At 39.1% G+C, this 12,936-nt stretch carries 8 protein-coding genes and 1 pseudogene; 2 read left to right on the top strand and 7 right to left on the bottom strand.

The features are described 5' to 3' along the window. Nucleotides 1–15: 15 nt before the first annotated feature. Nucleotides 16–1,167: a toll/interleukin-1 receptor domain-containing protein gene (locus L0660_RS12770; protein ID WP_235159816.1), complete on the bottom strand. Its 1,152-nt coding sequence runs from the start codon at nt 1,165–1,167 to the stop codon at nt 16–18. 209 nt (nt 1,168–1,376) lie between these two features. On the opposite strand from L0660_RS12770, the gene L0660_RS12775 reads away from it, so the two are divergent. Both L0660_RS12775 and L0660_RS12780 read left to right on the top strand, forming a co-directional pair. Further along, entirely contained in the window at nt 1,377–3,380 is a 2,004-nt protein-coding gene (locus L0660_RS12775; RefSeq protein WP_235159817.1) for a TIR domain-containing protein, read from the top strand. Nucleotides 3,381–4,382: 1,002 nt separating this feature from the next. Further along, nucleotides 4,383–4,796, top strand: coding sequence for a hypothetical protein (locus tag L0660_RS12780; RefSeq protein WP_235159818.1), 414 nt, complete (start codon nt 4,383–4,385; stop codon nt 4,794–4,796). 22 nt (nt 4,797–4,818) lie between these two features. Here the strand turns inward: L0660_RS12780 and L0660_RS12785 are convergent, their stop codons facing one another. The 6 genes and pseudogenes from L0660_RS12785 to L0660_RS12810 all read right to left on the bottom strand — a co-directional run bounded on the left by L0660_RS12785 (nt 4,819) and on the right by L0660_RS12810 (nt 12,889). Continuing rightward, on the bottom strand, nt 4,819–5,421 hold the full coding sequence (locus L0660_RS12785; protein WP_235159819.1) for a hypothetical protein: 603 nt from the start codon (nt 5,419–5,421) through the stop codon (nt 4,819–4,821). A gap of 350 nt (nt 5,422–5,771) precedes the next feature. After that, complete coding sequence (locus L0660_RS12790) at nt 5,772–6,392, bottom strand: DDE-type integrase/transposase/recombinase (protein WP_235159820.1); 621 nt, start codon at nt 6,390–6,392, stop codon at nt 5,772–5,774. Then, nucleotides 6,389–6,679 (bottom strand): annotated as a pseudogene (locus L0660_RS26360) (transposase). Before L0660_RS26360 ends, L0660_RS12790 begins: the two are co-directional and overlap by 4 nt. Before the next feature lie 64 nt (nt 6,680–6,743). After that, entirely contained in the window at nt 6,744–10,067 is a 3,324-nt protein-coding gene (locus L0660_RS12800) for a CHAT domain-containing protein (protein ID WP_235159822.1), read from the bottom strand. Between the two features lie 5 nt (nt 10,068–10,072). Then, nucleotides 10,073–10,837: a hypothetical protein gene (locus tag L0660_RS12805; RefSeq protein WP_235159823.1), complete on the bottom strand. Its 765-nt coding sequence runs from the start codon at nt 10,835–10,837 to the stop codon at nt 10,073–10,075. Between the two features lie 78 nt (nt 10,838–10,915). Then, entirely contained in the window at nt 10,916–12,889 is a 1,974-nt protein-coding gene (locus L0660_RS12810) for a patatin-like phospholipase family protein (protein ID WP_235159824.1), read from the bottom strand. Between the last annotated feature and the right edge of the window lie 47 nt (nt 12,890–12,936).

Raw genomic sequence — 12,936 nt, forward strand, 5'->3', positions numbered from 1 at the left:
TAATATATGCATCGCCTACCCTCCAAAATGCTCTCTTAAATAGGCCGACAAATCGTCATCGTCCAGCAATAAAAGTCTTGGGGCTAGATCATCAAAAAATGCTCGATTTGCGATACGAATTTTGTCTAGTTCGGGCAAACCAAGTCGCTTAACTAATTTTCGCTCAACAAACTTCTTAAAACATAATTCATAAGTATCCAAGTTATATATCCGCAAACCTATCATCCGAACAAGCACATCCCTTACCTGATTTCCATTTTGGATGATTTCAATACATGTTCGCAGTGAAGGATTGTCTACATCCATTGCCTCTACCAGTTCGACAGCAATCTCTTTATGTGCAACTGTGCTTTTTCCGTCCAATAGAGCGAGCACTTGGATCAACTGCTCGCTCTTTGAATATCCGTTTTTAATCATCAATGAGCAAATCTTTCTAAGAGAATCCGCATCAAATATTGTCTTTGCAACCAATGCAGCCGTATCCAGGTTTCCATTCAAGACTGCGAGCCTCGCTACCTTTCCTCTATCGTCGGGATCTAATTTCATCGAATTCTCATAGGCGATATGATCCTCAGAATTGGAAATGAAATATGATATTATTCGCTCACTTTCTTCAAAATCAACCGGTTGCAGAACTTTGGGAAGTGACTTTGTCGATGAGCGAAAAGTGTCATAATAATTTCTATTCTCAACTTTTGAAATTTCATACAAAGACTCTACCAGATGCTGCGCTGGACTTAAAAACTCCCCAATGGGCACCTCCAGATTATATACTTTTTTATGAAGACTAACGAAAAGTGATTGAACCGACAAAATATCAAACAAGTAGGTAAATTGACGTCCAGTGACGGGTCTATCTAGTACACCAACAACGGTTTCATCCGTCAATAGAATAAAATAAGGCTTCTTAGCTATCCAAAATGGAGACCATTCAATATAAAACCAACTTTTATCAGTAAACTTTGGGGTAAGTAAAGTTATCAAAGCGTCACTAGTCACTAAGTTCTGGAGCAATTCTTCTTCCCAATCGTCACCGCCGGCTATCGATCTGCCGGCCACGTAAACCTGGACATCATCTTTAAATACAAAACGCACAGACTCGGCAATCTTGTCTGCACTTTCTTTGTTCATCGTGCTGTAGCTAAGGAAGACTTTAAAATTTGGCATGACAATAGACGAATTTAGAGAATAGAAGTACTTAGAAATAAAATCCCAAAAAGAGGATGGGCTTACAGGTATGCAATAGTACAATGCTATCAATAAAATACCAATTATAGAAAGATTTTCTATAAAGAAATTTACTTTGACTTATTTATATTATTTTGAACCTGAAAACAAGTAAATCCGTAACAGAATTAATACAAACATCCAATTGTATGAAAATCTTCTTTAGTTGGTCAGGAACCAAAAGTAGAGAATACGCTCAGGCGTTAAGAGAAATGCTTGAATTAACTTTTCATGGCGTAGACATATGGATATCAGACGACGACATTCTGGCCGGCGATCAATGGAGTAAGGCAATTTATGAAAATTTAAATAATTCAGACTTCCTCGTTGCATTTATTACCAATGAAAACATAAAAGCACCATGGATTCAATATGAATCTGGAATGTTTTCGCAAAAAAATGGAATTGAATCTGTTTGCCCGTATCTGATTGGAGTTTCACCAGAAGACATTGGTAAATCCCCAATATCTCTTTTCCAAGCTCTTCAAGGCACTAGGGAAGGAACTAAAAAATTGATAAAGACCCTTCGGACAAAAAGCCAGTACTCTATCAAGGAAGATAAATTAGAAAAGGTATTTGATCAACACTGGCCAGAATTAGAGTCAAAATATGAAAATTTGAACGGGAAATTTCAAGAAAGTGAACAATTAGGATACGATCTGGCAAGATTAAACAATGTAATGGGAGACCTCAGGAATAATCCGATCTTTTCTAATGTCTATATTGCGGATGCTACAATTAGTTACTTACAAGATTTTTCTAAGAGACTAGATCGGGGTGTCCGGAGCGCTTTCCCATCAATCTCACTACCCTATATTTGCTATCCTTTCATTTTATCCAAAATCCTTAGGTCCCGTCCTAACACGCAAATTAAGGCTATCTCAATTGTAGACAATGATGAAAGTTTCTGGCCTGATCAAATGGGAGATGTAATATTAGAAAATACGCCAAAGGAAAGTATCAGAATTTTTGCATTTAAAGATGAAAAACAAATGCGCTTCCATATACCAATGCTACAAAAGCATTCGAAGGTATATAATGTATATGCAATCAGTCAGGGAAAGCTTCAAGACCTTTACCGCGGAAGCATTTACGACTTCTCAATTATTGGCGACATAAATACAGATAACTTTAATATGATTGCGAAGTATGATCGATCGGGGTTTAGCTATAAAAAGATCACTTTCGGAAGCCAACCCCAAGATTTGATCAGACATAATGACCTATTTAAGATAATCATAGACCAATCAGAAAGCATTAATAACGATCAAGAGCTCGACCTTATGAATCCCAGAAATAGTTTGTATGATACCATTTTTCATAGCATAAGTCGGTTAAACAACAAACCGGTCGAAATGTCCTCTTACATTTCCATTCATGAGTACCATAAGCACGAAGAGAAACATGCGTATTACATAGAAATGATGGAAAGAATGCTTGAAATATATAGAATGCGAACGCCAATATCCCGTCCAAAGGTCTTGGAAATAGGTTCAGGAACTGGAATTTTTACTAAAAGGCTTTTACAAACAATGAATATTGATATAATGGCCATTGAAATTGACTGGGCATGCTATAACTCTTTACTCGAAAATTTGCGTTCTATAAATACTTCAAGAGTAATGCTACAAAAGGATAAAACGAGAAATACGATTAAATTCGATAGTCTCAACGCAACAGTAACTTGCTTTAATGAAGATGGTCGCAGATTTAATCCACCAGGTAAATTTGATGTCATTTTTTCCTCGTTTGCTGATCACCATATCAATAGAAAGGATAAGGTGAAATATTTCGAAAACATCAAAAAAAATTTAAAACCAGATGGAATATTTATTGTTGGCGATGAATTTCTACCAAATTATGTTGAAAATGATCCAATTGCAAGAGAAAATGCCCTTAGGATATACCACCATCACATTATTGACGAAACACGCAAACGGCATGGAGATAGCGCTGAAGAACTTGTGCAACTTGAACAGGATGCGCTAGAGTCTGGGATTCAAGGTCTTGGAGATTTTAAACTTTCATGTGAACTCTACGAACAAGCTTTTAAAAATTCATCTATGATCCAGGTCGAAAAGCATTTGATTGGGCCAACAGATATGTCGAATGTAGGTGGAATATATGTGTACGTAATTAAAGCGGCCGATTAACTTATATTGACAAATCGATGACTTTTGTTTTCTACAGTAAATTAACAGGCTTATGACTGCAATAGAACCATAAATGCTGTAACTATTTTCAATAATACGTATATCCTAGCAATTTAACAGGTGCACGAAGGTTCCACAATACAAATTGATTGCTATAAACTCTTTAAGTTTCAGGGCCAAATAGGCAGACTATCTCACAATAACTAGTCTCTAAAACTGCTGTACCGTGAATAGACACTGCTAGTCGTGAATCATGGCTTGTGACCAGTTTACAATTTTAAACGTTTGGAAAGCTGTAAGTTATTATGTCGATCAAATCCCTCGCTATCGACATCGCCCGTCCCCGGTTTAAGATGAGCCGAAGTATGACGCTTTGCAAAGGATAAAGTGGTGATGGGATTTATTATCTGTATTTAGGCAATTGGTAAGATTGTCAATCAAGCAATGAAAGTGAAGTAATAACCAGCGCCGAGCTTTGCGAATAGACTGACAATTATGAATTATCCGATTTCCAATCACCAAAGCTGTTTTTCTTGTAATGTGCCCCTAGTCCATAACCGTCGATTCCTTTGGTAGCTCCAAAAGAACCGCGTTCTGTCACAATTATGCCTGAATCACCATCTTTTTTATCTGATGTTGGAGTGTAATTAGAAGTTGATTTTGATCCATAAAATGGATTTTTCTCAATTTTCCGCTTCCTTGATGTCTCCAGGTAACCAGGGTTTTTCCCATCTCCATGTAGATATTATCTAACTGTCTTGCTATGAAGAAAATGGCAACTATCAAAACAATAACAGACAGCATAACTTCTTCATTTATAGTACACTTAGAGTAAAGAAATTACAATCGAACACCGGAAACTCTACTTTCAACCGTCTGAAAACCTAGGAGGGGCTCAATCGAGATAATATGTTTTACAGGATCTTGGATGATAATGGGAAACGTCTCGACTATCACGCGCCAACCATGGCTTGAACTCTGCATCTCAAATAAACCATTCACATGATGGAAAGTTATCTATTTGAAACCGACTTGCATACAATCGACCTCTTTGCTTACTATTTGGAACACGAGGTAGGCACGGATCGACAAGCGGCTTTGAATCCGACGGTAGAACAAAACAAAGTGCTTAGAAAAATCGGCACCGCTGTTGTTGCGATGGTTGAAAAGGCAAGAGCAGATGAATCAGATGACTATCAGACGTTGGCAGATGGTTACAATGGATGGCGCAAACGTGGGATTAATTTAAACTATTTTCTTACCAATCATAGGGACCTATTCTTGTTTCGTCATCCGGACTTCCGGGTTTACTATGTAAGCGAAGCGAAAACCATTCTATTTGAGAAAAAACTTCCAGATGTGACTGGTAGGGAGTTTAATATTTATCTGCAGATCATCGGAGTCATTAAAAACTAGTCGAACAATTGGCGAACTGTAATTACTGCTTTACTTTGTCAATAACCTTTATCAGCTCGACTCTGGCCGAATTCAAAGATCGTTTTACTTTCTCACCGTCTTCTATAAATTTCCTCAAACCCACTGGATCGATGCTTTTATAATCATCTCGCATCAAATCACCCACCCATATTCCTCTTGCTCCAAAAACATTTCCTAGTTGCGTGGATGCCTCATTACCACCAGCTTTAAGTTGCGAGCTCAAATCAGGCCCAATGATATTGAGGCGAGTCTTACATGTATCCAGCGAGCTTCGCACCGCTTTCATTGCAGAATTAATCTCTTGATTATTTAAATTCTTTCGGCTTAGCGCCTCAATGAGGTAAGAAGTATTACTTTCCAGATCAAAAAGGTCTTTATGAAACTGCGTTAATGATCTTGCCAACCTAGCCTTTTTCACAGAGCTAGTGATTGGGCTAACAGAGGTGAGCATTGTAGAAAACCATCCAAATAGAGTTTTTGATCCTTTTATAAGTGATTCGAATGCGCTAGTGTGAATTCTAGCGGTTGTTTGAGAGAATGCGGAAGTACTTAAAACTAGTGCTAAAAATAATGAAAAGATCCAACGCATATTATAAACCATCATTTCTATTTGTTTTAGTAATCTTTTTTGCCCGAAAGTACTTTGTTGTGTAAAAAACGCCGAGATATAAAAAGAATAGCGCAGGGATGGAATCAGTTATATCCTCGTTAACCGCTTGAATATAGGTTGCAGCAAGCCACAGACTGCCAATTAAAAAAGCAAGAACGGCTAAGTGTAGAAAGATTTCCCTCATAATGAAAGTAGCAGGTCGAGATACCCAAATTTATTCTTATTTGAGAATTTTTCTATACTCATTCGTTTTAATCCCTTAAAATCTGTCATCAATCTTATTAAACGGTCTATTTGTAAATTCACACTCCCCAACATCCAATTTGAAAACCATTGTGGAAATATTAAATCATATTCTGCGTGGGTTTTCCTGGCTGGATAAATCGTGTTTCGATATTCCTAGCAGCACACCAAATTGCAAAATTCTTCGAGGTGAATTCTGGTCCGTTGTCCGACCTGATCACTTTTGGAAAGCCTTTACTCAGCCCGATCCGTTCCAAAACTCTGGTAATTCTTTTCGAAGAGAGCGAAGTATCAATCTTAATGGCCAAGGCTTCACGAGAACAATCATCGATCACGTTGAACGTCCTGAATTTGCGATTCCCAATCATAGAATCACTCATAAAGTCAACGCTCCAAGTATCATTCACCTGCGAAGGCTGTACCAGCGGTTGTTTAACCCGGGCTGGCAATCTACGCTTACCTTTTCGTCTTTTGTTCAGCTTTAAGGCCTGATAAAGGCGGTGCACCCGTTTATGGTTCCAAGGCTTTCCCGCTCGCCTCAGGTAAGCAAAAAGCTTTCTAAAGCCGTATGAAGGATGCTTAAAAGCCAATGCCTGCAACGATTCGATCACCTCAGAATCATCCTTGCGGCTGTTGTAATAGTATTGGGAACGGACAAGGTCAACGATTTTATAGGCTCTGCTCACGGCGATATTGTACTCCTTAACAATCTCTCCCGTCAATTCCCTTTTTGTGGCAGAGCCCAGCCCTTTTTTGCGAAAAGTTCTTTAAGGATTTGATTATCCAGGCTCAGGTCGGCAAACATCTTTTTCAGGCGAGAGTTTTCTTCCTCCAAATCCTTCAACCGTTTGACGTCAGAGGCTTCCATGCCGCCATAACGGCTCTTCTAATTGTAAAAAGTGGCTTCGGAAATGCCATTTTGCCTGCAAATCTCCTTGGTTGCAATGCCCGCTTCCTGTTGTTTGAGGATCGAAACGATCTGTGTTTCGGTGAATTTGGTCTTTTTCATCAGTTTAAAATTAAGTGATATTCTCTAATTTCAAACTGTCTGCGGTTTAGGGATACTTACATCACTAGAATTCTCCCGTAAAGTAGAACGCTCCCCAATCCCTGTAGTCCGGGTAAATTTTTTGCGTTTCAAGCTGGGCCAAATGAAAAGATTCGAGTTTTCCTGATCCTCTTTTTAGTTGTGAATAAAAACCTGTAAAAAAGTGTCGAGAGCTTTCCTGTTCAACTTCCCATAGCGTGCCAATTATTGTTTTAACACCAGTTTGCAACAAAATTGCCGGTAAACCCCTCAAATTATCGGAATAATCGAACCTGCCTAAGGCAGTTTCACAGGCACTTAAAGTCAAAACCTCTACGTTTGCGAAATTTTGATCCACCAGTTCATAGGCATTTAAGACTCCGTCGTCCAAAGCATCAGGAGATAACAATAGGCACTGAAAACAGGGGGCATCAGCATCGAATAGACCATGTGCCGACAGATGAACCCATTTCGATGTAGACATCGAAAAAATAAAGGTCTGCTCCGTAACTTTATTTTCAATAATAGGAGAAATTCCAAACAATTTAGCAATCTCAGTAGCCTCGTCGATTGAACTTTGCAGATGGGGTAAATTACCGAAGGCTGATGCATGCATATAACTAATTCCCATGACGGTCAATTCGTTTTTAACGATGTTTGAAAAAGATGCACCAATCTTCTGTCTGGCAAGAACGCCTAGATTTGGGATATAAGATATATTCCAGAAGTGACATAAAGGACTTTTATTATAAGGAAGCAAATGAAATGGAAGATAGTGAAAAGGCCCGTGCGGCCAAATGCAAAGATGAGTTTTGCCTTTCTTTTGCAACTCAGAAAGAAGAGCTCTCAATGGTGGGGGGAGAAATATATCGACCATCGACAATAAACTTTGTTCCGCTTCTCTACTTAATCCTTGTGTTTCGGGATCCTCTTGAATTTGCTCTCGAATTGACGCAATAAATGGTCCAAAAAAAGGAAGATGTTCAATTTTATCACCTTGGCTCATTTGAACAATCCAAGAAGGTTCGTTGAGCTTTCCTGTAATAAAATGAACTTCGTCAGTTGTGTAAATTAAATTGTGAAGGGCCGAATGGCCATCGGGCGTAGGATAAGCAAGCTGACAAAGTAATACGGTTTGCGGTGTTAATAATGCCTGGACATCTTCCGAGGCAAGTAAGTTGTCCTTATCCATAATTCTATCGGACACCACTTTCGTACTAATTTGCTTATCCAGTTGAACCTTCAAATTTCTAATTTCAATATAAGGATCTGTGCCATCCAGAGTATTGGGATAACCAGCATATGACATTAGGAGTGTCTCAGAATCTAAGAAATGATTATAATTAACTGATGTTGTTTTAAGCAATTCAGAGAGGGCGTTTATTTTAACAATTTTATCTTTTATTAGATCACTTTGGAGCACCCTTCCGTTTTTCGAATTTTGAAGTACAGAATTGTATGCATATCCTTTTGCAAGTTGACATAAATACGTAAGATATGTCGGATTGCCAGACCCGCGGGATAAGAATTTCGTTAAAAGTATTTTGTATATCGATTGGCATGACTCGGACAAGAACGATTCATTTAGACCTTCAATAAGTATGGAATACAAAGAAAAATATGAAAGTGCCGATTTACCTAAGTCATAATCTCCTTGCAATAACAAATCCTCAACTCGCTTTAGTATGTTGTTGACAAGATGGGGAAATCCTAATCGCGCAAAACTTGCTATCGCTAAAAAGTAATGTTCAATTGCTTTTTCAAAGTTTCCCTCATGAACATAGGTGGCACCACAGTTAAGTAATAAATTAGAAAGCATAAAGTCATATAATCTATAAAAAGGACGCAGTTCATTATATATGAATATATGATCGCCAATTTCCTTTAGGATTAATATACCGTCCTCTTCTTCACTATGTTCGCTGCTTTCAAAGGCAGTTAGGATCATTTCTGTATAGATTCCTGGCTTGGATATAGAAGCGTTATTTAGGAGGATCTTTAGGTCCGCATAGCGTTGCTTTGTACGCGTCCGTTGCTCAGAAATAACTGTTTGGGGAACCAGCAATTTCCGCATTAATTTGACTCCGTGATTATAAATTGAGAAAAGATTTTCTTCCGATCCATATCTGAAAATGATATTTTCCGACTTGGAAAAGAGCTTAACTGCATTGTTAGGATCTTTCTTAGTTAGATAAGTCAAACCTTGACTAAGCATGTGTATCAAACTTATCAAATCGTGATCTTTGATCAAGGTTTCTTCTGAATCTCCTAGCAACCTATCGGCCAGTTCTCTAAAATTATCTTCTGGAAAAATTTCAGAGCTATTACTACAAAAGGCGATGGACGATTCAAGACTGTTACGCTCGTTTACATATAAACTCTTGGGTGTAAATAGGCTTAGTGCCTCTTTATATAATTCAAGAGATATTTCAAATTTTTCAGTCTTATTGATTACGTTTATCCACATATGAGCTTGTCCCAATGCTTTGAGCGTATAAGCCTTTTCAACACCTTTTCGCATCAATCGAGCGTGCTCTAAATATTTGATTGATATCTGAAGTGCGTCCTTAGCCTTGGGTAGAGAAATGTTCCCATCGATAAAGTTCATGACTGAATTATTAAGTGAGTCATATAGCTTCTTCGCCCAGTACGATTCTTGCGACTCATAGTTTGAGCTTGTTTTACCCATAAACCATGGATCTAGATATAATACTCCTAGTCTATGAATGATCTCTCCCTTCAAATCATCTTTTATTTTATGTAACTGAATGGAGTCATTTGCCAGAGCCACGGATTTTTCCAGAATTCGATTATCTGGTACATCATATAAGGCATTGCAGGCTACGCCTAATCTTGCTATAATAACGAACGACCACATCTCCTTCCACTCATCCTGGAAAGGATATTCTGAATGGATTGAACTAAGGCTATTCTCGATAATATCAAGCAGAGAAAAGGCAGACTTCCAGCCTTTTGTTTCACGGTTTGAAGTGTTCTCAGCATAAGCACAAAGCCTGCGTATATAGATTGGAGACAAATCCATTCTGATTCTTTCAGAAGCGGATAAGTTCATGGCAGTTGAAATGGAAATTTTACCTTCAATGTACCTTTGGTATATTGACTCGATGGGCCCATATCCAAGAAGATAGTTATTGAAATCTAGTAGATAGTCGAAGAAACTTTCCAGCATCTTGAGCGAATTGATAGCCATCTCCTTATGGTAAGCAGAGAGAGGGACGTAATTCTTTCTAAAATGAGTCCACCTTGTCTTTGATAATAGTGAAGGGTGTTGAAACACATATTTAACAGCGTGTTCCGAATCTTCGATTTCCGTTAGGGCAGCGAAGTATTCTAGGCTAGGATCAACCATGCTATTCAAATTTTTATTTCTGCTATATTTAAAAGTAACTTATCCTGTAACTGCTCAGCGACTTTACTTCGTACAACGCTATAAGCACTTGGGCTTAGTGTTGCCTTTTTCGACATGTAATCTAATGTAGTGGTATCTTTTTCTGTTTTGACAAATATAACACGACTGAGTTGATGTGCGGAGTTTAGCACAAAAGCACCGATCTGGAGTGAAACTATCCCGCCCACATCAGTAGCTAAAGCAATTTGAAAGCCGCTTTTCGACAATGATTGGACATTTTTTTCAAAGGCCTTAATTTTACGATCCTCGGTTCCCATATTTTTTATTGCTTCTAATGATTTTTTTAGAATGCTTATATATGTCGATCCAAATGCCGCCGCCAATATTTCTAATAACACGGTATCAACTTCTATGCTAGACTCTTTGGCTCGATAGATCTGATAGTCAGAACCTTCTATTAACCATCCAATTTTTGTCAAAACCTCGGAAAATGTTTCGAACCATTTCATGATATTTGAATTTTCCGGAAATTGATAATTTGCTGCTAGTTGGGCTAATAACGTTGATTGTAACACATCGTCTCTCAACTCTGCGCTTACCTCGGAAGTGAATGACACTAAACTTCGAGCGGAGAAAAATGCCTGCTCTTCGTTTGATCGAACGGGCAGTGATTTTTGATTGAAAGATTTTGTAATACGTGCTTCACTGTATGGAGCGGCATCAGATATCGGAAGATCTGTTATAAACCGAATTCTATCATCTTGAGTCATGTTATTGATTTCTTTAAATGTTTTTACACTATTTGCTTTAAACTCCTGATTCGGCGATTAATTACATTAAGTAAGTATCTAGCAGTCGACGTCCACCAAATTTCGCTTCTCCATTTCTTCGACAATAGTATTAATACAGTTTTTCGCTATGTACGATTTGGCAAAGTATTTTCCGATTCCGAGATAAAGATGGACAGCTCTTTTTTTGCCCTGGTTAAACAAGTTGTCAAATTTTGATTCCTTGTTTATGCGTGGTAGTATTTTGCTCTTTAAGATCTCTTTGGGTAACTTGTCGACCTTCGATACGTGTTCAATGTTATTCAGTATGCATTTGACACGATCTTGAATTTTTGGTTTCAGGCTGAGTAAGTAACTTAGCTTGATTTTCGGATAGGCGTATCGCTCTTCCTTTAGAGGTTTTGCAAGCCAAAAACCGGATTGCTCGTCTCCATGAACGCGAACATCGGGAATCAAGGGAAGGTAGGTATTCGCAACGCCATCTGTATTTTTGGTGACAATTGTATATTCATCGTCCTCATAGCCAAATCTTAAAATGGGGTTGTCGGCATTGGCTGGTGCGCTAAAATGTTCCTGCAAAAATTTCTGACAATTTCGCCTACCTAGAAAGTAATCGTGTGTTCTGAATTTCTTAGAGAAGAAACCGCCGAACCCGCCCAGAGAACCGCAGGCTATCGGGAACAAGCGGGCTTCATTCTTGGAATTTTCGCTCTCACCCATGGCGCTCCTTACCGGCATAATCAAAAATCGAGTGTAATCGTCGCTCAAATAAGCTCTCTTGATCTGCTCGTCTTTCAACATCAGCTGTCCTCGCATCGCCGAAATGATGGATGGTACCAGGTTACGCAGGGCCTTTTTTGATACAAACCCATCTTCCAGCCCTTCGTCATTTGGGAATGGATCGATCATAACAACAGTGCTGTCGAACTCGGCCGCACTCGTCTTCACTGTATAGTCTCCGGAAGCTCCATTGGCGTGCAATTTGCTGCGCCGTCTGTCGTCCAGAAGTGATTGGGTAATTTCAAAAGGCTCGTTATTGATTACACCTCCATCCACATTGAGCGTGTGGAACGATTCATCCTGAGGAACTAGTTCATAGCTAGCACCGCTTGTATCTTTTACGGACAACATCAGGTTCAGATATTTGTTGTTTTTGATGTAAGCGCGACTGCGGATAAGATCACGGCTTTCAAGGCCTACCGGAAACGCGCCGGTGGACATGGCAGCCTGTTTTAGAATATCGACATTCAGGATATTACCGGAAGTGAAACTGATGGGTATTCTGCCATCATTTGGCAGGTCGACAGTCGTTGCATGGTCCCCTTCCGTATTAATGACTGTTGGGGCAGTCCCTCGGTCATTCTTTGAGCTGAATTTAAAGAAGGCGTAATCCCGGTGCATCTTCATTTTAAGATTTCTGTCACCCGAAGTAGTCTTGAAGGTAATCTGATAATCAAACCCTCTCAAATTAGTGACAGTCGTGAATATATCGGCATCGCTCGCGATGTAAGGGCGTTCGTAGGTCGATTCCACTCCCTTTTCTAGTACAGAAGTAGCGATTTCTTCAATGAAAGTCGAATTAAATGCTGCACGAACCTCTTTGCCTGAATTCTTCGGATTGCTTTCAATATCGCTATTACTCAGCATCTGCGACATCATGTCCTGCTGGTCTGTTTCTGTCAGGTTTACCCATGAATTGAAAAGCGGGTTTTGGGTAGTTCTCGCGTCATCATGTTCATCCGCTTGCGTAATGGGATCAAATTTGATTTGTGTTGCAGCAGCGGCGATTGCTGCTGTCATTCCGCCCGCTGATGCGCCACCAATTACATCAATAAGTACGTCGTGTCTCGGTACCTTTCGATAATCGCCTTGCTTCCAAGCATAGCTATTATTTTGAAGCTTTTTTGCACGCTCCCAGTGCTCAAGGGCTTCAAATAAATAGTCCATAACGCCAGCAGTATACGCACCGGCTGATATTGCCCCAGCCATGCAAATTCCAACGTGGAAAGTTGGTTTTTGATCTAATACGCTCATTTTAATTTTTATTAGGATGGTGAAACGTTTTCATTTGCCGGGTACCT

Source organism: Dyadobacter sp. CY351 (genome assembly GCF_021502625.1).
Classification (GTDB): Bacteria; Bacteroidota; Bacteroidia; order Cytophagales; family Spirosomataceae; genus Dyadobacter; species Dyadobacter chenhuakuii.

What these genes read in the sequence shown, in the direction of transcription:
- L0660_RS12800 (WP_235159822.1), bottom strand. Translation starts at nt 10,067, where the DNA reads ATGGTTGATCCTAGCCTAGAATACTTCGCTGCCCTAACGGAAATCGAA.
- L0660_RS12780 (WP_235159818.1), top strand. Translation starts at nt 4,383, where the DNA reads ATGATGGAAAGTTATCTATTTGAAACCGACTTGCATACAATCGACCTC.
- L0660_RS12775 (WP_235159817.1), top strand. Translation starts at nt 1,377, where the DNA reads ATGAAAATCTTCTTTAGTTGGTCAGGAACCAAAAGTAGAGAATACGCT.
- L0660_RS12785 (WP_235159819.1), bottom strand. Translation starts at nt 5,421, where the DNA reads ATGATGGTTTATAATATGCGTTGGATCTTTTCATTATTTTTAGCACTA.
- L0660_RS12810 (WP_235159824.1), bottom strand. Translation starts at nt 12,889, where the DNA reads ATGAGCGTATTAGATCAAAAACCAACTTTCCACGTTGGAATTTGCATG.
- L0660_RS12805 (WP_235159823.1), bottom strand. Translation starts at nt 10,837, where the DNA reads ATGACTCAAGATGATAGAATTCGGTTTATAACAGATCTTCCGATATCT.
- L0660_RS12770 (WP_235159816.1), bottom strand. Translation starts at nt 1,167, where the DNA reads ATGCCAAATTTTAAAGTCTTCCTTAGCTACAGCACGATGAACAAAGAA.